A 19,469-nucleotide genomic window follows, 5' to 3' on the forward strand; every position below is an offset into this window, starting at 1 on the left:
CCGGTGCCAGGCGGAACGGATGGGGATCAGGCTCCAGGATCCGGCCCCGGTAGCCATGAACAACAACAACAACAACAACGATACGAACAACGAGATGAACAGCGACAAGACCCCCGATGCCTCGGCCGAACGGCCGCAGCTCAACGAGATCCACACCCCGGTGCTGCTCGAGCGCAGCATCGAGTTGCTCGGCCCGGTCCTGGCCGCGCCCGGCGCGATCCTCGTCGACGCCACCCTCGGCATGGGCGGTCACGCCGAGGCCATGCTGACCCGGTTCCCCGGTCTCACCCTGGTGGGCCTGGACCGCGACCTCGACGCCCTGGCCATCGCCGAGGAACGCCTCAAGCCGTTCCGAGACCGCATCCACCTCGTGCACACCGTCTACGACGGAATCCTCGACGCGCTGGCCGGCCTCGGTATCAGCGAGGTGCAGGGCATCCTCTTCGACCTCGGCGTCTCCAGCATGCAGCTCGACCAGGTCGAACGCGGCTTCTCGTACTCCAAGGATGCTCCGCTGGACATGCGCATGGACAGCACGTCGCCGCTCACCGCCGAGCGGATCCTCGCCGACTACAGCGAGGGCGACCTCCGCCGCATCTTCCAGGAGTACGGCGAAGAGAAACTTGCCGGCCGATACGCCAAGGCGATCGTGGAGGCCAGGGCGACGACCCCGTTCGTGCGATCCGCCCAGCTTGTCGAGGTGATCACCAAGGTCACTCCGGTTGCCGTGCAGCGCATGGGGCACCCCGCCAAGCGGGTCTTCCAGGCGCTCCGCATCGAGGTCAACCAGGAACTGGCCGTCCTCGAACGCGCTATCCCCGCCGCGATGGAGGCGGTGGCCGTCGGCGGCCGCATCGTCTCGATGGCCTACCAGTCGCTCGAAGACCGCATCGTCAAGCGGATGTTCGCTGCCGCATCGCAGTCGAGCGCCCCTGCCGGCCTCCCCGTGGAACTCCCGGAGCACAAACCGCTGTTCACCCTGCTGATCCGGGGCGCCGAACTGGCCTCCGAAGAAGAAAAAGCCATCAACCCCCGTGCAACATCGGTTCGCCTGCGTGCCGCCGAACGACTGAGGAGAGCCGAATGAGCGACAACCTGGCCCGGGTGCTGACAACAGAACCGCTGCGCCCCGACTTCACCGAACGCAGCGGCGCCGACGAACGCCGCCACATCGAGATCGTGAGCCCCAGCACTCACACGCGTCCCCGCGTCGTCTACGCGCTGTCGGCGGTGGCCTGTGTCGGTGCCGTCATCGTGGCTCAGCTGTTGCTGAGCGTGGGGATCTCTCAGGGTGCCTATGAGATCTCGGCCCTGCGAGCCAGCCAGGTCGAACTCGGCCGCACCGCCGACAGCGTGAGTGAAGACCTCATCCGCGTGTCCTCGCCGCAGAGCCTCGCCGCCAACGCCGAAGCACTCGGCATGGTCAGCAACTCCACCCCGGCCTACCTGCGGCTGTCCGACGGCGCCGTTCTCGGGGCGCCGACCTCCGCCAGCGGCGGAGCGGCCGGCGCCGCCAGCCTCGTTCCCAACTCCCTGCTCACCGGGGTTCCCCTCGTCACCCAGCTGCCCGCCGGCGGCCAGGGAACCAGCGTCGCCTCCGGCGCGCCTGCCGCCGGAACCGCCCCTGCGGCGGTTACGGTAGCCGACGGCCTGCCGTCGCCGACCACTCGATAGACACGGCAGTCCGATACGGGAGGACCACCACGTGGCGAGAACACACATGTCCAGCAAGCGCAGGATCGCGGCGACCATCGTTGTACTCGTCGCCATCATCGGCGTGTTCGTCGTTCGCCTCGTCGATATCCAGGTGGTGCGCGCTGACACCCTCAGCGCCGACTCCCTCGGCAACCGGTCGGTCGAGAGAACCGTCTACGGCTCGCGCGGTGAGATCCTCGACGCCAACGGCGTGGTGCTGGCCGGGACCGTGATGCGGTACGACGTGGCACTGTCGCCCAAGAACGCCTCGCCGTTCACCCGCACCGTCGACGGGGTCGAAACCACGGTGCCACTGGCACAGTCCGTGGCGGACATCGGCGCCATCGTGGGTATGCCCACCGAGAAGGTCCAGGCCCTCATCACCGAGGCCCTCGCCGACAACCCTAAATCGGACTACGCGCTCGTCGCCAGGCAGGTCGGCGTCGATGCGTTCCGGGCTCTGTCCGCCCTCGATATCCCGTGGCTCACCTTCCAGCAGAACCCGGGCCGGGTCTACCCCAACGGCGCCGTCGCCGGCAACCTCGTCGGCTTCGTCTCGTCGGCGGGCGAGGCTCAGGCAGGCCTGGAAGTGGGCCAGGATTCCTGCCTCGCCAGCAACAACGGCTCGGAGACCTACGAGCGCGGCGCCGACGGCGTGCGGCTGCCGGAAAGCACCGTGACCACCGAGCCCGCCTCCGACGGCAGCGACGTCATCACCACCATCGACTCCGACCTGCAATTTTTTGTGCAGAAGGTGCTCGCCGAGCAGGCCCAGAAGACCGGAGCAGCGTGGGGCAACGTCATCGTGCAGGAGGTCAAGACCGGCAAGCTCGTCGCCGTGGCCGACTACCCGAGTGTCGACCCCAACGATGTCAGCGCCACGACCAACCCAGAGGATCGCGGCTCCCGCGCCTTCACGGCCTCTTACGAGCCCGGCTCCACCTTCAAAGCCCTCACCGCGGCATCCGTGATCGACGCCGGCGTGGCGACCCCCGAATCCCAGGTCGTCGCCCCCTACCGTTACCTGCCGGAAAACGGCGCCAACATCAATGACAGCTCATCACACCCCGACCTCAACCTCACCCTCACCGGGGTACTGATCGAGTCGTCCAACACCGGCACATCGCAGTTCGGCGAGCGTCTGACCAATCAGCAGCGCTACGACTACATGACCAAGTTCGGGGTCGGCACCGAAACCGAGACCGGCTTCCCCGGCGAAGACCCCGGCATTCTGCACCCGGCCGACGAGTGGGACAACCAGACCCAATACGCCACAATGTTCGGCCAGGGCCTGACCACGACGGCCCTGCAGGTGTCGAGCATCTACCAGACCATCGCCAACGGCGGCGTCCGGATGCCCGTGCAGCTGGTCTCCGGCTGCCGCGCCGCAGACGGCACCCTCACCGACGTTCCCGCGGCGGAGGGCACCCAGGTCGTGTCAGCCGAGGCGGCCCGCGACACTGCGGACATCCTCGAAATGGTGTACCAGAAGGCCTGGCTGGCCGACACCTGGGAAATCCCGGGCTACCGGGCCGCCGCCAAGACCGGTACCGCACAGATGCCAGACGGCAACGGCGGGTACTCCAAGGGCTACCTGGTATCGGTCTCAGGCTTCGCTCCGGCCGACGATCCGCAGTACGTCGTTTCGGTGAGTCTGGCCGACCCTGTTAACATGAATTCGTCAGCAGCCCCCGCTCCGGTCTTTCAAGAGGTCATGAGTCAGGTGCTGAAAAAGTACCGGGCAGTTCCCTCGGGCGCCGCCGCGCCTGATCTCCCCGGTACCTGGTAAGAAAGTGAGCCTCGTGACCGATTTGGCACCCTCGGCTCTCCGTCCTCAGCATCCGGTCCCGCGATCGTTGTCCGGACTGGTCGATGAATTTGAGCTTGACGTCCGCGGCGACACCGCGGGCGTAGAACTGACCGGCGTGAGCCTCAGCTCGCGCACGGTGCAGCCCGGCGACCTGTTCGTCGGCGTGCCCGGACGGATGATCCACGGGGCATCCCACATAGGGGCGGCCCGCGAAGCCGGGGCCGTTGCCGTACTGACCGACGAGGCCGGTGCACTGCTGGCCGCCGATTGCGGCCTCCCGATCCTCGTGACGGCGGATGTCCGCGCCGCGCTGGGCACCGTGGCGGCCTGGATCCACCGCACAGTCGATAACCCTGCGGACCTGTTCGCCGTCACCGGCACCAACGGCAAGACCAGCGTCGTCTATCTGCTGTTCGCCATCCTCAGTCAGCTCGGTGTCGTCGCCGGGCTCACCTCCACAGCGGAACGCCGGATCGGCGACATCGCCGTGACCAGCTCCCTGACCACTCCGGAGGCCAGCGAACTGCACGCACTGCTGGCCCGGATGCGCGAAGCCGAGGTCCGGGCCGTCGGCATCGAGGTCTCCGCCCAGGCGATCAGCCGCCACCGGGTCGACGGCCTGGTCTTCGATGTCGCCGGGTTCACAAACCTCTCCCACGATCACCTCGACGACTATGCGTCCATGGAGGAATACTTCGAGTCGAAGTTGGAGCTCTTCCAGCCCGACCGCTCCCGCCGCGGAGTGGTCACGGTGGACTCCGAGTGGGGCCGCCGCATCGCGTCGGAGAGCCGGATCCCGGTCACTACCCTCGGCAACAACCCCGTGGTCGGGTCGGCCGACGCCGACCGCAGCCCGGCCGATGCTGACTGGCGCATGAACGTCGTGCGGACCGGTGCCCGCTTCACCGAATTCACCCTCGACGGCCCCGATGGCCGTCGGCTGCAGACCCGAGTGCCGCTGCTCGGCTGGTACATGGCCGCCAACGCGGCCCTGGCCATCGTGATGCTGGTGGAGAGCGGCTTCGACCTTGCCGCCATCGAGCATGCCCTCACCCGCGACGGCGGCATCAACGCCTACATCCCTGGGCGTGCCGAACTGATCTCCGGCGACCGGGGCCCGCTGGTCTACATCGACTACGGCCACAGCCCGGATGCCTTCCTCAACACCCTCGGGGCGATCCGCGACTCCACCGCCGGGCGCATCATCATGGTCTTCGGCGCCGACGGCGACCGGGACAAGACCAAGCGCGCCGCTATGGGCGCGATTGCCGCCCGCGGTGCGGATGCCGTCGTCATCACCGACTTCCATCCGCGATTCGAAGACCCGGCCACCATCAGGGCGACCCTGCTCGCCGCGGCACGGGAAGCCGTGCCAGAGGGGGAACTCTACGAGGTCCCCGACCCCGCCACAGCCTTCCGCCGCGCGCTATCGTTGGCCGCGGAGGGCGATGTCGTGCTCTACGCAGGGCCCGGCCACGAGAACTACCAGGAGGTAGCCGGAGTGAAGCTCCCGTATTCAGCCAGGGATGACGCCCGACTCGCACTGCAGGAAGCCGGGTGGCTGTAATGATCGCCCTGACCCTGGCGGAAATTGCCGCAGCCATGAACGGCACTCTGCACCTTTACCCCGGGCACCTCGTCGACCCGTCTGCCGCTGACGCCCTGACCAGCGAATCAGTCGTCAGCGGGGCCGTGCACACCGACTCCCGCGAGGTCTCCGCCGGCGACATCTTCGTCGCCAAGCCGGGGGAGGAGACCGACGGCCATCTCTTCGCGCCGGCCGCCGTCGCAAGCGGCGCCGCCGTGATCATCGTCGAGCGGGTGCTCGACCTGCCCGTCGCCCAGGTGCTGGTTCCCGACGCGGTCGTCGCCCTGGGTGACCTTGCCACCACGGTGATCGCCAGAGTCCGCGCCGCCGGCCGACTGAAGATCATCGGCATCACCGGATCCAACGGCAAGACCACCACCAAGAACCTCCTGCGCGCCATCCTGGAAAGCGTCGGCCCCACCGTCGCCGCGCGCGCCTCCTTCAACAACGAGGTCGGCGCCCCGCTGACCATGCTCGAAGTCACCGGCGACACCCAGTTCCTCGTCGCAGAGATGGGAGCCAGTGCCGAGGGTGAAATCCGGCGCCTGGTCCGGATGGCCCGGCCGGACATCGGCATCGTGCTCAAGGTCGGCCTGGCCCACGCCGGCGGTTTCGGCGGCATCGAAGCCACGGTGCGCACCAAATCCGAGATGGTCACCGACCTCGGCCCCGACGACATCGCCATCCTGAACAGGGACGACGACAGGGTGGCCGGCATGGCCGCCGTCACCGCCGCCCGCGTGGTGTGGTTCGGTGAGAGCGACGGCGCCACCGTACGTGCCTCCGCCGTCCACGGCAGCCGAACCGGAACGAGCTTCACCCTGCACCTGCCCGGCGGCGAGAGCCGACCGGTGTCCTTCAGGGTCCTCGGCGAACACCATGTGATGAACGCCCTGGCCGCCGCCGCGGCCGCCGACGCACTCGGGGTTCCCATCGACGACATCGTGACCGCGCTCGAATCCGTCACCGTCGCCGAACGCTGGCGCATGGAGGTCATGGGTGGACAGGACGACATCACCGTCATCAACGACGCCTACAACGCCAGCCCCGACTCGATGACCGCGGCCCTCAAGACCCTCGCCCAGATCCGGAAATCCGACGGCCGCAGCATCGCGGTGCTCGGCGAGATGAGCGAGCTGGGGGAGCTCTCCGGCGAGGAACACGACAGGATCGGACTCCTGGCGGTACGCCTCAACATCTCCCGACTGATCGTGGTCGGCCGTGCCGCCCGCCGCATGCACATCAGCACCATCAACGAGGGTTCCTGGGACGGGGAATCGGCCTACGTCGAGACCGCCGACGAGGCCTTCGACCTGCTGCGCGACACCGTGAAACCCGGCGACACCGTGCTCGTCAAATCATCAAATTCAGCCGGACTCCGCTTCCTCGGAGACCGACTGGGAAAGTTGTACTCGTGATAGCCCTTCTCCTGGCCGGAGCGATGTCCCTCGTCTTCACCCTGCTGCTCACCCCGCTGTTCATCAGGCTGTTCCACAAACTCGGCTGGGGCCAGTTCATCCGCGATGACGGACCCAAGAGCCACCACGCCAAGCGCGGCACGGCCACCATGGGCGGCATCATCATCATCGTCGGCGTCCTGGTCAGCTACTTCCTCGCGATGTGGTTGCAACAACGGCCGCTGACGGCGTCACCCCTCCTCGTGCTGTTCATGATGGTGGGCTTGGGCCTGGTCGGTTTCCTCGACGACTACCTCAAAACCCGCAACCAACGCAGCCTGGGCCTGGGCGGCTGGCAGAAGATCGCCGGCCAGGTCGTGGTCGCCGGCGCATTCGGCTGGATGGCGTTGCAGTTCCCCGACAAATACGGTCAGACCCCGGCCTCCACGCACATCTCGTTCATCCGGGACCTGCCGCTGGACTTCATGAAGCTGGGCACCTTCATCGGCATCGCCGCGTTCATCATCTGGATCTGCCTGATCGTCGCCGCCACCTCCAACGGCGTCAACGTCACGGACGGTCTCGACGGCCTCGCCACCGGCTCCCTGGTCTTCGCGATCGGTTCGTACATCATCATCGGCTTCTGGCAGTCCAACCAGTCCTGCAACACCGGCGGATCCGACATCGCCGACATGTACAAGTGTTACGCCGGCCCGGACTCCTTCGACCTGGCCATCGTGGCCGCCGCCATCGTCGGAGGGCTCATCGGCTTCCTCTGGTGGAACACCTCGCCGGCGAAGATCTTCCTCGGTGACACCGGTTCGCTCGGCCTGGGCGGTGCGCTGGCCGCGCTGGCGATCCTCAGCCGCACCGAACTGCTGCTGGTGCTCATCGGCGGTCTCTTCGTGATCGAGGCCGGCTCGGTCATCGTGCAGCGCGCGTACTTCAAGGTCACCCGCGGCAAACGGATCTTCCTGATGAGCCCGATCCATCACCACTTCGAACTCAAGGGCTGGGCAGAGGTCACCGTCGTGGTGCGTTTCTGGATCATCGGCGGGCTGCTCGTGGCCGCCGGCGTCGGAACGTTCTACCTCGAGTGGCTGGCCCGCGTATGAGTGCCCACTCCTTCGACGACCCGGCCACCGAACCCGATCGCCTCAACGCCCTGACCAGCTGGCACTCCGACTGGTCCGGCCTGCGGGTAGCCGTCCTCGGCCTCGGGATGACCGGATTCGCCGCGGCGGACACCCTGGCCGAACTCGGCGCGCAGGTTCTCGTCGTCGCCGGCCGCGCCCCCGACGAGCGTGCGCGCCTGCTCGAGGTCCTCGGCGTCCCCCTGGTCACCGCCGACCTTGACGCCGCGCCCCCGGCCCTGGTTCAGCACAATCCCGAGCTGGTCATCGTGTCGCCGGGATTCCACCCTGACCACCCGCTGCTGCTGTGGGCCGCCGAACAGGGCATCCCGGTCTGGGGCGACATCGAACTGGCCTGGCGGCTGCGGGACAAGGTCGGTCCCGCCGCGCCCTGGATCCTCGTCACCGGTACCAACGGCAAAACCACGACAGTGCAGATGACCGCGACGATGCTGGCTGCCGGCGGCCACAGGGTCGCCCCCTGCGGCAACATCGGCGTGCCCGTGCTCGACGCCATCCGCGACCCCCAGGGCTGGGACGTGCTCGTCGTCGAGCTGTCCAGCTACCAGCTGCACCACCTGCCGTTGACCGGCCCCGGCGCCCTGGTCCCGGTCTCCAGCGTCTGCCTCAACATCGCCGACGACCACATCGATTGGCACGGCTCCGCGAGCGCGTACCGCGATGCGAAGGCCAAGGTCTACTCGAACACCACCGTCGCCTGCGTGTACAACAAGGCCGACCTCGCCACGATGCGGATGGTCGAAGACGCCGACGTCAGCGACGGCGCCAGGGCCATCGGCTTCGGCCTGGGCGTGCCGGGACCCAGCGACCTGGGAATCGTCGACGGGATCCTCTGCGACCGGGCGTTCCTCGAGGACCGCTTCGACAGCGCCATCGAGCTCACCACCATCACCGACCTCGCCGCCGCCGGGCTGGCCGCGCCGCACGTGGTGGCCAACATCCTGGCCGCCGCCGCCCTCGCCAGGTCCTTCGACGTGTCGCCGGAGGCCATCCGGGCGGCCCTGGCCACCTTCAGTCTCGACGCGCACCGCATCGAGGTCGTGGCGATCCGCGACGGCATCAGCTGGGTCGACGACTCCAAGGCGACCAATCCCCACGCGGCGGATGCCTCGCTGGCGGCGTTCGACTCCGTCGTCTGGCTGGTCGGCGGCCTGCTGAAGGGCGTCGACATCGGTGACCTGGTGGCCAAGCACGCCGGCCGGCTGCGCGGCGCCGTCGTGATCGGCGTCGAGCGCGAGGAAGTGCTGGCGGCATTTAGACGACACGCCCCCGCCCTGCGCGTCTTCGAGATCGACTCGGATGACACTGGGGAGGTCATGCCGTCCGCGGTCGTTCTGGCCGCATCCCTCGCCACGGCCGGGGACGTGGTCCTGCTGGCCCCGGCGGCCGCATCCATGGACCAATTCGCCAGCTACGCGGAACGCGGGTCGAAGTTCGCCCAGGCCGTACACGATTATTTGGGAGGTGGGTCGCATGAAGACTCGTCCTCGTACCCGGGTGCCTGAGGCCGCCGAGAACCACAGTTCCCAGGACCGCGGCAGTAGCCTGACGCGGATCAACCTCGGCCGGGTGTTCCGGGCCGAATCCACCAACTACCTGCTCCTGCTGGGCACCACGCTCTTCCTGGTCGTCTTCGGCCTGGTCATGGTGCTGTCCTCCTCGTCGGTGGACTCCTACCTGGAAGACGCCGGATTCTTCGGTGGGCTGTTTCGGCAGGGAATCTTCGCGGTGCTCGGAATCCCGCTGATGCTCGTGATCAGCCGGCTACCCGTGACGTTCTGGAAACGCGTCGCCTGGCCGGCCCTCGCTATCTCCTGTTTCTTCCAGTGCCTGGTGATCTTCACCCCGCTCGGCGTCACCGTGGCGGGAAACACCAACTGGCTCTCCATCGCGGGTGTGCAGTTCCAGCCCTCCGAAGCCATCAAGGTGGCCCTGGTGATCTGGCTCGGCGTGATCCTCGCGCAGAAGAAAGACAAGCTCGACGACTGGCGACACGTGTACATCCCCGTGTTCGGCGTCGGCGGCGGCGCGGTCATGCTCGTGATGATCGGCGGTGACCTCGGTACCGTGATCATCATGGCCGGCATCCTGTTCGGCGCGCTGTTCTTCGCCGGGCTGCGACTGCGGATGCTCGCCCTGCCCCTGATCGTCGGTGCTGTCGCCGGCATCCTGCTCGCCATCAGCAGCGAGAACCGGATGACCCGCATTCTCAGCTTCGCCGCGGAGGGCTGCGATGAGCTGAAGGGCACCATCTCCGCCGCGTGCTGGCAGCCCCTGCACGGCACCTGGGCCCTGGCCAACGGGGGAGTGTTCGGCGTGGGGTTGGGCAACTCCAAGGCCAAGTGGTCTTGGCTGCCCGCCGCCGACAACGACTACATCTTCGCCATCATCGGCGAAGAACTCGGCTTGATCGGTTGCATCGTCGTCCTGCTGATGTTCGTCCTGCTGGCGTTCGCATTCATCCGCATCATGCGTGGTACGGCCAACATGCAGATCAAGGTCACCACCGCGGCCGTCATGGTCTGGATCATCGGGCAGGCCCTCGTGAACATCGGTGTCGTGCTGGGAGTCCTCCCGGTCCTCGGTGTGCCCCTGCCGCTGATCTCCGCCGGTGGCACGGCGCTGCTGACCACCCTCGCGGCGATCGGGGTGGTGCTGTCCTTCGCCAGAAGCGACCACAACCTGAGCGAGGACGCCAAGACCCGCGACCCTGCGGCCGCGCCCGCACGCCCGGCGCCCGTCGGTGCCGCACCGAAACGAGGAACCACCCGATGACCACATACCTGCTGGCCGGGGGCGGTACCGCCGGCCACGTCAACCCGCTGCTCGCGGTCGCCGACGCGCTCCGCCTGCGCGAGCCCGACGCGACGGTCCTCGTCCTCGGCACTGCCGAGGGCCTCGAGGCCCGGTTGGTACCCGAACGCGGCTACGAACTGCTGATAGTCCCGCGGCTGCCCTTCCCCCGGCGGCCCAACCGCGCGGCGCTCGGCTTCCCGCCGAGATTCAATCGCGCCATCAACGACGTGGTCACCATCCTGCGCGACCGCCGCGTCGATGTCGTCGTCGGCTTCGGCGGTTATGTCGCCACGCCGGCCTACCTGGCCGCGCGCCGGGCCGGCGTACCGATCGCCATCCACGAAGCCAACGCCAAGCCCGGGCTGGCCAACCGGGTCGGCGCCCTACTGACCCGTTCGGTCGGGGTCGCCTTCGCCGGTACCCGGCTGCGCCACGCCAGGGTCGTCGGCATGCCGCTGCGCCGGGAAATCGAGACTCTCGATCGGGCCGGCTCCCGCGCGGCCGGGTTGGCCTTCTTCGGCCTCGACGCCGACCGGCCGATCCTGCTGGTCACCGGCGGCTCGCTCGGCGCCCGCCGCATCAACCGCACCGTCGTGGATTCCGCGGCTGTCCTCACCGACGCCGGCTGGCAGGTACTCCACATCACCGGTAACTCCGCCGAGGTCGACGATCCGAACCTGCCGGGTTACCGGATGATCGCGTACTGCGACCGGATGGATCTGGCGCTCTCCGTCGCCGACTTCGCCGTCTCCCGCGCCGGAGCTGCCACGGTCTGCGAATTGAGCGCCCTCGGGATCCCCGCCGTGTTCGTGCCGTACCCGGTCGGCAACGGCGAACAGCGGTTCAACGCCGCCGACGTCGTGGCCGCCGGCGGCGGAATCCTCGTCGATGACGCCGCCTTCCTGCCGGGCTGGGTCCGGTCTGAATTGCTGCCGGTCCTCGCCGAGCCCGAGCGCATCCACGGCATGAGCGTCGCCGCCCACTCCGCGGGCGTGCTCGACGGCACCGCGCGCACGATCGACCTCATCGACGAGGCGGCGGGTGCGACCGCACCGCACTCCGCGTAACGTTGAACCCGCAGAACCTGCACCACCCCGCGCACCGCCAGCCAGAAAGACCTTCACGTGATCAAGCCTGACCTGACCCTGATAGTTCCCGAAGACCTCGGCATTGTGCACTTCGTGGGCATCGGCGGCTCGGGAATGAGCGGCATCGCCCGACTGTTCCTGGCCGCGGGCCACACCGTGACCGGCTCAGACTCACGCGACTCCGATAATGTGCACGCGCTCCGCGAGCTGGGCGCAACCATCACCATCGGTCACGACGCCGCCAACGTCGGCGACGCGGACAGCCTCGTCGTCACCGGCGCACTCTGGCAGGACAACCCCGAGTACGTCCTCGCCACCGAACGCGGTCTCCCGGTGCTGCACAGGTCCCAGGCGCTGGCCTGGCTGATCCGCTCGCACCGGCTTGTCTCGGTCGCCGGCGCGCACGGCAAGACCACCTCGACGGGCATGATCGTCACCGGCCTGCTCGGCATCGGCCAGGACCCCAGTTTCGTCAACGGCGGGGTGATCGAATCCCTCGGCGTCAGCGCCGGCAGCGGCGCCGACGACCTCTTTGTCGTGGAGGCCGACGAGTCCGACGGCTCGTTCCTGCTCTACAACACCGGCGTCGCGCTGATCACCAACGTCGACCCCGACCACCTCGACCACTACGGCTCGCTCGAGGCCTTCGAAGCGGCCTTCGTCGAATTCGCCCAGAACGCCGACGAATTCGTCGTGGTCTCCTCGGACGACCCCGGCGCCGTGCACGTCACCGCCCGGCTCACCGACAAGCGCATCATCACCTTCGGCGAGGCCGAGGGCGCCACGGCGCGGGTGCACTCCATCGGCACCAGCGGACCGGTGAGTTTCACCGTGACCTGGGACGGCGTCGACTACTCCGCCACCCTGCGCATCCCCGGCCGGCACAACGCCATCAACGCGGCGGGCGCCTTCGCCGTACTCGTGGGGCTCGGCTTCGAGCCGGCCGCCTCCCTGGCGGCGATCTCGGCGTTCGGCGGCACCGAGCGCCGGTTCGAGCTGCACGGCACCGTGCGCGGTGTGAGCGTCTACGACGACTATGCCCACCACCCCACCGAGGTCGCCGCGGCGCTGTCCGCCGCACGCACCGTGGTCGGAGCCGGCCGGATCATCGCCGTGCACCAGCCGCACCTGTACAGCCGCACCCGGCTGTTCGCCCAGGAATTCGCCGACACCCTGGAGAAATACGCCGACGAGACCATCGTGCTGGCGGTCTACGGCGCACGGGAAGACCCCGAACCCGGCGTGACCGGTGCGCTGGTCTCCGAACGCTTCCAGGACCCGGCCCACGTCGCCTATATCCCCGAGTGGCAGGATGCTGCCGACTACCTCGGCACCATCGCCAGAGACGGCGACTTCGTCGTGACACTCGGCTGTGGTGACGTGTACCGCATCGTTCCGCAGCTGCTCGAATCTCTCGCCGACGAGTCGGCGGCGGGTACGCGCGGATGAGTCACCGTCCAGGCGCTCGCGCATGAAGCGTCCCGCAGGCCCTGCGGCGCGACCAGCGGCACCGAAGCCCGCTGCAGCGAAACCAGCTGCGGCGACACCGCCGCGTGCCCCTGAGCCGCGCCAGCAGCCTGCCCGCGGGCCTAAACGGCCGGCCGCCGGCCCCGGCGCCGCGCCCACCCGTGCCGAGCCTGAGGCGCTGACCGAGCCCATCGTCCTGCCGGCCAGCGCTGCGTCCGACACCCCAGCGACGGATACCCCACCGACACGGCGGCGCCCCGGCGGCTTCAGTCTGCCTCAACGAGGCGTCAAGGCCGCCGCCGCACCGGACGCTCCGGAGACGTCGACTCCACAATCGTTGGGACAGGAGCCCCCGCTGACCGCGCGAGCGGCCCGGGCCCGGCTGCGAGCGGCGCGGCGAGCCCGGAAGCAGTACGAGCGCAACGAGGTGCGTCGCTTCACCTCCCGCTCCCGCCACCGCCGCAATCTCTGGCTCGCCGCCGGCGGCACCGTGGTCGCCCTGGTGGCCTTCGTCCTGGTCGGCGTGTTCTCCCCGCTGATGGCGTTGCGCACCATCGAGATCACCGGAACCAACCGCATCCCGGCCGCCGACGTGGCGCAGGCGCTCGAGGGGCAGCTGGGTACCCCGCTGCCGCTCCTCGACCTCGCCGAGGTGAAGGGGCAACTGAGCGAATTCAGCCTCATCCGCAGCTACGTCACGGAGAGCCGGCCGCCGGATACCCTCGTGGTGCGCATCGTCGAACGGGAGCCCGTCGGCGCTATCACGTCCGCCGCCGGCTTCGACCTCGTCGACGCGGCCGGTGTGATCATCCAGAGTGGACCGGACCGGCCGGAGGGCTACCCCCTCATCGACGCCGCTGGCGGTGCCAGCGGTGCCGGTTTCCAGGCCGCGGTCGCCGTGGTCGGAGCACTGCCAGAGGGCATCCGCGGCCAGTTGGACAGCGTGACAGCCGCCACCAAGGACGACGTGACGCTCACCCTGGGTGGGGGAGCGCGGGTCCTTTGGGGCAACGCTGAGCGCAGCGAGTACAAGGCGCTCGTTCTGGCGGCCCTCCTTGTGAGCCACCCCGTCGGCAGCGTGACCGAATACGACGTGTCATCGCCGGACAGCGCCGTCGTTCGCTGAAACCGACCGGGTATTCGCGACACGCGGGCGCGCCTCCCCAAGCCATCAGCGGTGGCACCTAACTTCGAATTTAGAATTGCATACTCAGAATAACTTTAAGCCTCGAGTAGAGGTTTAGGGTTCCACCGGAGGCCGGACGTGTCAACTAATCAGAACTACCTAGCAGTCATCAAGGTTGTTGGAATTGGCGGCGGCGGCGTGAACGCCGTCAACCGCATGATCGAGCTCGGCCTCCGAGGGGTCGAATTCATCGCCATCAATACGGATGCCCAGGCACTCCTGATGAGCGATGCAGACGTAAAGCTCGACGTCGGCCGCGACCTCACCAGGGGTCTCGGCGCCGGAGCGGACCCCGAGGTCGGCCGTCGCGCCGCCGAGGACCACGCCGAGGAAATCGAAGAAGCGCTGGCCGGAGCCGACATGGTCTTCGTCACCGCCGGCGAAGGCGGCGGTACCGGTACCGGTGGCGCCCCCGTCGTCGCCCGGATCGCCAAGTCCATCGGCGCTCTGACCATCGGTGTCGTCACCAAGCCGTTCGGCTTCGAGGGCAAGCGTCGTCAGGCTCAGGCCGAGACCGGTGTCGCCTCGCTCAAGAACGAGGTCGACACCCTCATCGTCGTGCCGAACGACCGCCTGCTGGAAATCAGCGACCGCGGCATCAGCATGCTCGAGGCCTTCGCCACCGCTGACCAGGTGCTCCTCGCCGGCGTGCAGGGAATCACCGACCTGATCACCACACCCGGCCTGATCAACCTCGACTTCGCCGACGTCAAGTCGGTCATGCAGGGAGCCGGCTCCGCCCTCATGGGCATCGGTTCCTCGCGCGGAGCGGACCGGGCCATCAAGGCGGCGGAACTCGCCGTTGCCTCTCCTCTGCTCGAGGCGTCGATCGATGGCGCCCACGGCGTGCTGCTCTCTATCCAGGGTGGCTCGAACCTCGGCATCTTCGAGATCAACGACGCCGCCCGCCTGGTGCAGGAGGCCGTGCACCCCGAAGCCAACATCATCTTCGGTGCCGTCATCGACGACACCCTCGGTGACGAGGTGCGCGTCACCGTCATCGCCGCGGGTTTCGACGGCGGTGAGCCCGGTGCCAAGGTTGCCGAGGTCCGTCGTTCCGACCTGGTCGCTGCCGGTGTGGCAGCGGGAGTCTCCGGTGGCGCTGCCGGTGCCATCGCCGGTGCCTCTGCCGCAACAGACAACGCCCCGGTCGCCGAGCCCAGCGGCTCGGTCTGGTCCAGCGACCCCGCTGCGAGCACTCCGGTCGCCGACCCGGCCTTCGAGGACGATTCAGACGACCTGGACATCCCCGATTTCCTGAAGTAATGAGCGAACCGGACCTCGCCCAAAGGCTGGCGAACGTGCGCGGCGGCATAGCCGACGCCGCACGGCTCGCCGGTCGCTCGGTGGACGACATCACCACGGTGGTGGTGACCAAGTTCCAACCGGTGTCCCTGATCCGGGAGCTCCTCGAGCTCGGGGTGCGGGACCTCGGCGAGAGCAGGCACCAGGAGGCCCAGGCCAAGGCGGCCGAACTGGCCGGAGCCGGCATCCGCTGGCACTTTGTCGGTCAGGTGCAGGGCAAGAAGGCCCGCCAGGTGCGGGCCTACTCGTCGGTGATCCACTCGGTGGACCGGGAGTCGCTCGTGACCGGCCTTGCCACCCCGGTGGCGGAGCACACGGGCGCCCTCGAGGCCGGTGCCGAGGTGGACTGCTTCGTGCAGGTCAACCTCACCGAGGACCCGGCCAGGGGCGGGGTGTCGATTCCGGACCTCGCACCGTTGGTGGAGCGGGTTCTGTCGGCCCCGGGCCTCAGGCTGCTCGGGCTCATGGCCGTCGCGCCGCTCGGCGCGGAACCGAAGCGCTCCTTCGCCCTGGTCAGCGAGCTGGGCGCCCAGATGCGCGGCATCGCTCCCGACGCCAGGTACCTGTCGATGGGAATGTCCCAGGACTACGCGGCCGCCATCGCCGAAGGCGCGACACACCTGCGAATTGGCACCGCAATCACCGGGAATCGCCCGGCAGCGGTTAATCTGAAAACGTCGTAATACCAACACGGAGGTCGAGATGTCCAACCCGCTCAAGAAAACCATGGTCTACCTGGGTCTGGCAGACGAAGAGCTGGAATATGAGGCGCCGGCAGCGGCTCCCGTCTCCACTCTCCCCACCCAGTCAGCCCATGTCGCGTCGTCCCACGCTGCTCCGGCGAACGCCGGCCGCGCACCGGTCACGCCGTTGCACAAGACCTCCACCCCCAAGAATGTTGTCGTGTCCGAAATGAACGAGATCCTTACCGTCCACCCGCGCCAGTACCGCGACGCGCAGGTGATCGCCGAGTCCTTCCGTGATGGAATTCCGGTCATCATCAACCTCTCCCAGATGAGCGATGCCGATGCGCGCCGTCTCATCGACTTCGCCAGCGGCCTGTCTCAGGGCCTCTACGGCAAGATCGAGCGCGTAACGGCCAAGGTCTTCCTGCTGTCGCCGTCGCACGTCGTCATCTCCGGCGACAACGCCGTCGAGGAGGGGGACGCCGATTCCTCCTTCTTCGCCCAGTCATAACCCGACGTGTCCGTAGTCAATCTGGTCCTGGGGATCGCCTACTACTTCCTGCTGCTGTACTTCTTCGTCATGTGGGGCCGATTCATCGTCGACCTCGTCCGGGGAATCAACAGGTCGTGGCGGCCGCACGGGTTCGTCCTGGTTCTCATTGAGCTGGTCTACACACTCACCGACCCGCCGATCAATTTCTTCCGTCGGATCTTCCCGCCGCTCCGCGTCGGCCCGATCGCGTTCGACTTTGGCTGGAGCCTGACCATGCTGTGCTGCATCATCGGCATGTGGATTACGGCGATTCGGTTCTGACACGCAGCCTCACCAGGGCCTCGGCATGTATTCTTGATCGATGACGGCCAACCGGCCCGGTACAACACCGAGTGCCAGTTGGTCGTAAGCACGTGTTCGCACAACTGTTCGCAATTAAGTTTTGAGGTGGAAAGCCATGGCGCTAACTCCGGAAGATGTAGTCAACAAGAGGTTTCAGTCGACCAAGTTCCGCGAGGGATATGACCAGGACGAGGTTGACGACTTCCTCGACGAGGTCGTTGTCGAGCTGCGACGCCTGACCCAGGAGAACGAGGACCTCAAGGCCCGTCTCTCCGGCGGCGAGGTCGCACCTGCTGCTCCGGTCAGTGCCGCTGCGGCCAAGACCGCTGAGCCCGTCAACACTCCTGAGCCCGTCGCAGAGCCCGTCGCTGCCGTCGTGCCCGAGCCCGTCGCTGCAGCACCCGTCGCCCCGGCGCCGGTTGCCGAGCCGATCGACGAGACCGCCGGCACGACGAACCTGTTGCAGCTGGCCCGCCGCCTGCACGAGGAGCACGTCAAGGAAGGCGCCGAGAAGCGTGACGCCCTGATCGCTGAGGGCCACGCCACGGCTGCCCGCGTGATCGCGGAGTCCGAAGCCAAGCAGCGCGCCCAGATCAACGTCCTCGACAAGGAGCGTGCCGTCCTCGAGAACAAGATCGAGGAACTGCGCACCTTCGAGCGCGAGTACCGCCAGAAGCTGAAGAGCTACATCGAGGGTCAGCTGCGCGACCTCGACTCCACGTCGCCCGTCGGCGCGGGTGCGGGCAAGGACTCGGGCAACTCGCCGAAGGCGAGCTTCCAGGGCTTTGGCGCGTAACAACCCGTCGAAGGTCAGCTACCGCGCACTTATCGTCCTGGCCCTCGTGGCCGTGGGCGGGTATGCGTTTGATCAGATCAGCAAGGCCCTCGTCGTCAGCTCGATGACCGAGGGTCAGACCGCCCGGGTTCTGGGTGATGTGCTTCAACTGCACTTCATCCGGAACCCCGGCGCGGCCTTCTCCTTCGCCACCGGCCTCACCTGGGTGTTCTCACTCATTGCGGCCGGTGTCGTCGTGTTTGTCGTGTGGTTCGCCCCACGCATCCGCTCGAGCCTGTGGGCGATCGTCTTCGGTCTCCTGCTCGGCGGTGTGCTCGGCAACCTGACCGACCGACTGTTCCGGGAGCCGTCTTTCGGCCTCGGGCACGTCGTAGATTTCATTTACACCCCGTGGATGATGCCGGCCATCTACAACATCGCGGACTGCTGCATCGTGGTGAGCATGGCGCTCTTCATGCTGCTCACCCTGCGTGGCATCGGCCTCGACGGCCGTCGCACCCCGACATCCGACCCGGATGCCGCCGAACCGGCCGTCAGCACCGTGCCCGCCGGCAGCGCCGCGCCCCTCACCCCCTCCAACTGAACGGCATCATGGAAAACCGAGCCCTTCCCCTGCCCGATGGTTTGGACGGTGTACGCGTTGACGCGGGCATCGCCAAGCTGTTCGGCTTCTCCCGCAGCTTCGCGGCCGAAATCGCCGAGTCCGACGGGGTCACCCAGGACGGCGTCGTGGTCGGCAAGTCGGACAAGCTGCGTGCCGGGGCCTGGCTCGACGTGAGTTGGGCGCCCAAGCAGGACCTCGTCATCGTGCCCATCGCGGTACCCGATCTCACGATCGTGCACGACGACGACGACATCGTCGTCGTCAACAAGCCATCCGGCGTCGCGGCGCACCCCAGCGTGGGCTGGACCGGCCCGACGGTGCTCGGCGCCCTCGCCGCCGCCGGCTACCGCATCGCCACCTCCGGTGCGTCCGAACGGGCCGGCATCGTGCACCGTCTCGACGTCGGGACCAGCGGCCTCATGGTCGTCGCGAAGTCCGAGCACGCGTACACGCACCTCAAACGGGCCTTCCACGACCGGGAGGTCGACAAGATCTACCACGCCGTCGTGCAGGGCCACCCAGACCCGTCCAGCGGCACCATCGACGCGCCGATCGGGCGCCACCCGCGCTCCGACTGGAAGTTCGCTGTGATCGCCGGAGGCAAGGACTCCGTCACTCACTACGAGACCCTGGAAGCCTTCCCCTCCGCGTCCCTGCTCGAGGTGCATCTGGAGACCGGTCGAACCCACCAGATCCGGGTGCACATGGCCGCCCAGCGGCATCCGTGTGTCGGCGACGCCATGTACGGGGCCGACGCGAAGATCTCGGCCAGGCTCGGCCTCACCCGGCAGTGGCTGGTCGCCAAGCAGCTCTCCTTCGATCACCCGACCAGCGGCGAATGGGTCACCTTCAACGCCGAGTACCCGGACGACCTGGCCAACGCTCTGCGCTTACTGCGCGGCGATTAGGCTGCGTTGATCAGGACAGGGGCGTCCTCCGGCGCTTAGGCTGGAAGACCAGCACCCCCCACTTCGTCATCAGATAAACCCCAGAGCAGCTGGAGCAGTCGTGTCGCCGCAGAATGATTCGTTCGTCCACCTTCACGTGCACAGCGAGTACTCC

18 protein-coding genes are annotated in these 19,469 nt (G+C 67.8%); all 18 read left to right on the plus strand.

Features of this window, described 5'->3' with window-relative positions:
• The first annotated feature begins 94 nt into the window (after nt 1–94).
• Nucleotides 95–1,087: a 16S rRNA (cytosine(1402)-N(4))-methyltransferase RsmH gene (rsmH, locus tag E3T22_RS08960; protein WP_088457976.1), complete on the plus strand. Its 993-nt coding sequence runs from the start codon at nt 95–97 to the stop codon at nt 1,085–1,087.
• Complete coding sequence (locus tag E3T22_RS08965; RefSeq protein ID WP_103431711.1) at nt 1,084–1,674, plus strand: hypothetical protein; 591 nt, start codon at nt 1,084–1,086, stop codon at nt 1,672–1,674. The genes rsmH and E3T22_RS08965 overlap by 4 nt, the downstream gene beginning before the upstream one ends.
• A gap of 31 nt (nt 1,675–1,705) precedes the next feature.
• Nucleotides 1,706–3,484, plus strand: coding sequence for a penicillin-binding protein 2 (locus E3T22_RS08970; protein ID WP_240632446.1), 1,779 nt, complete (start codon nt 1,706–1,708; stop codon nt 3,482–3,484).
• Between the two features lie 13 nt (nt 3,485–3,497).
• Complete coding sequence (locus tag E3T22_RS08975; protein WP_088457977.1) at nt 3,498–5,072, plus strand: Mur ligase family protein; 1,575 nt, start codon at nt 3,498–3,500, stop codon at nt 5,070–5,072.
• Entirely contained in the window at nt 5,072–6,511 is a 1,440-nt protein-coding gene (gene murF / locus E3T22_RS08980) for a UDP-N-acetylmuramoyl-tripeptide--D-alanyl-D-alanine ligase (RefSeq protein ID WP_134480863.1), read from the plus strand. The genes E3T22_RS08975 and murF overlap by 1 nt, the downstream gene beginning before the upstream one ends.
• Nucleotides 6,508–7,605 carry a phospho-N-acetylmuramoyl-pentapeptide-transferase gene (mraY, locus tag E3T22_RS08985; RefSeq protein ID WP_088456057.1) on the plus strand — a complete coding sequence of 366 codons (1,098 nt, stop codon included), beginning with the start codon at nt 6,508–6,510 and terminating at the stop codon, nt 7,603–7,605. Before murF ends, mraY begins: the two co-directional genes overlap by 4 nt.
• Nucleotides 7,602–9,149, plus strand: a complete 1,548-nt coding sequence (gene murD / locus E3T22_RS08990) for a UDP-N-acetylmuramoyl-L-alanine--D-glutamate ligase (RefSeq protein WP_134480809.1) — start codon at nt 7,602–7,604, stop codon at nt 9,147–9,149. Before mraY ends, murD begins: the two co-directional genes overlap by 4 nt.
• Nucleotides 9,118–10,419, plus strand: coding sequence for a putative lipid II flippase FtsW (gene ftsW, locus E3T22_RS08995; protein ID WP_134480808.1), 1,302 nt, complete (start codon nt 9,118–9,120; stop codon nt 10,417–10,419). Before murD ends, ftsW begins: the two co-directional genes overlap by 32 nt.
• Nucleotides 10,416–11,507 carry a glycosyltransferase gene (locus E3T22_RS09000; protein WP_134480807.1) on the plus strand — a complete coding sequence of 364 codons (1,092 nt, stop codon included), beginning with the start codon at nt 10,416–10,418 and terminating at the stop codon, nt 11,505–11,507. Before ftsW ends, E3T22_RS09000 begins: the two co-directional genes overlap by 4 nt.
• Before the next feature lie 57 nt (nt 11,508–11,564).
• On the plus strand, nt 11,565–12,977 hold the full coding sequence (gene murC / locus E3T22_RS09005; RefSeq protein WP_134480806.1) for a UDP-N-acetylmuramate--L-alanine ligase: 1,413 nt from the start codon (nt 11,565–11,567) through the stop codon (nt 12,975–12,977).
• Nucleotides 12,978–12,999: 22 nt separating this feature from the next.
• Nucleotides 13,000–14,121, plus strand: a complete 1,122-nt coding sequence (locus E3T22_RS09010) for an FtsQ-type POTRA domain-containing protein (protein WP_134480805.1) — start codon at nt 13,000–13,002, stop codon at nt 14,119–14,121.
• A gap of 138 nt (nt 14,122–14,259) precedes the next feature.
• Nucleotides 14,260–15,447 carry a cell division protein FtsZ gene (gene ftsZ / locus E3T22_RS09015; protein WP_088456063.1) on the plus strand — a complete coding sequence of 396 codons (1,188 nt, stop codon included), beginning with the start codon at nt 14,260–14,262 and terminating at the stop codon, nt 15,445–15,447.
• Entirely contained in the window at nt 15,447–16,169 is a 723-nt protein-coding gene (locus tag E3T22_RS09020) for a YggS family pyridoxal phosphate-dependent enzyme (RefSeq protein ID WP_134480804.1), read from the plus strand. The genes ftsZ and E3T22_RS09020 overlap by 1 nt, the downstream gene beginning before the upstream one ends.
• Nucleotides 16,170–16,188: 19 nt before the next feature.
• Complete coding sequence (locus E3T22_RS09025) at nt 16,189–16,683, plus strand: cell division protein SepF (RefSeq protein ID WP_088456065.1); 495 nt, start codon at nt 16,189–16,191, stop codon at nt 16,681–16,683.
• A gap of 6 nt (nt 16,684–16,689) precedes the next feature.
• Nucleotides 16,690–16,986, plus strand: a complete 297-nt coding sequence (locus tag E3T22_RS09030; RefSeq protein WP_088456066.1) for a YggT family protein — start codon at nt 16,690–16,692, stop codon at nt 16,984–16,986.
• A gap of 136 nt (nt 16,987–17,122) precedes the next feature.
• Complete coding sequence (locus E3T22_RS09035) at nt 17,123–17,803, plus strand: DivIVA domain-containing protein (RefSeq protein WP_088456067.1); 681 nt, start codon at nt 17,123–17,125, stop codon at nt 17,801–17,803.
• Complete coding sequence (gene lspA / locus E3T22_RS09040; RefSeq protein ID WP_088456068.1) at nt 17,793–18,386, plus strand: signal peptidase II; 594 nt, start codon at nt 17,793–17,795, stop codon at nt 18,384–18,386. The genes E3T22_RS09035 and lspA overlap by 11 nt, the downstream gene beginning before the upstream one ends.
• Nucleotides 18,387–18,394: 8 nt before the next feature.
• Nucleotides 18,395–19,315 carry an RluA family pseudouridine synthase gene (locus E3T22_RS09045; protein WP_088456069.1) on the plus strand — a complete coding sequence of 307 codons (921 nt, stop codon included), beginning with the start codon at nt 18,395–18,397 and terminating at the stop codon, nt 19,313–19,315.
• The last annotated feature ends 154 nt before the right edge of the window (nt 19,316–19,469 follow it).

It is taken from the genome of Cryobacterium sp. TMB3-10 (assembly GCF_004402305.1).
Classification (GTDB): domain Bacteria; phylum Actinomycetota; class Actinomycetes; order Actinomycetales; family Microbacteriaceae; genus Cryobacterium; species Cryobacterium zongtaii.

What these genes read in the sequence shown, in the direction of transcription:
- E3T22_RS09020 (WP_134480804.1), top strand. Translation starts at nt 15,447, where the DNA reads ATGAGCGAACCGGACCTCGCCCAAAGGCTGGCGAACGTGCGCGGCGGC.
- E3T22_RS09010 (WP_134480805.1), top strand. Translation starts at nt 13,000, where the DNA reads ATGAAGCGTCCCGCAGGCCCTGCGGCGCGACCAGCGGCACCGAAGCCC.
- murF (WP_134480863.1), top strand. Translation starts at nt 5,072, where the DNA reads ATGATCGCCCTGACCCTGGCGGAAATTGCCGCAGCCATGAACGGCACT.
- E3T22_RS09035 (WP_088456067.1), top strand. Translation starts at nt 17,123, where the DNA reads ATGGCGCTAACTCCGGAAGATGTAGTCAACAAGAGGTTTCAGTCGACC.
- E3T22_RS09025 (WP_088456065.1), top strand. Translation starts at nt 16,189, where the DNA reads ATGTCCAACCCGCTCAAGAAAACCATGGTCTACCTGGGTCTGGCAGAC.
- rsmH (WP_088457976.1), top strand. Translation starts at nt 95, where the DNA reads ATGAACAGCGACAAGACCCCCGATGCCTCGGCCGAACGGCCGCAGCTC.
- E3T22_RS09045 (WP_088456069.1), top strand. Translation starts at nt 18,395, where the DNA reads ATGGAAAACCGAGCCCTTCCCCTGCCCGATGGTTTGGACGGTGTACGC.
- murD (WP_134480809.1), top strand. Translation starts at nt 7,602, where the DNA reads ATGAGTGCCCACTCCTTCGACGACCCGGCCACCGAACCCGATCGCCTC.
- ftsW (WP_134480808.1), top strand. Translation starts at nt 9,118, where the DNA reads ATGAAGACTCGTCCTCGTACCCGGGTGCCTGAGGCCGCCGAGAACCAC.
- E3T22_RS08965 (WP_103431711.1), top strand. Translation starts at nt 1,084, where the DNA reads ATGAGCGACAACCTGGCCCGGGTGCTGACAACAGAACCGCTGCGCCCC.
- E3T22_RS09000 (WP_134480807.1), top strand. Translation starts at nt 10,416, where the DNA reads ATGACCACATACCTGCTGGCCGGGGGCGGTACCGCCGGCCACGTCAAC.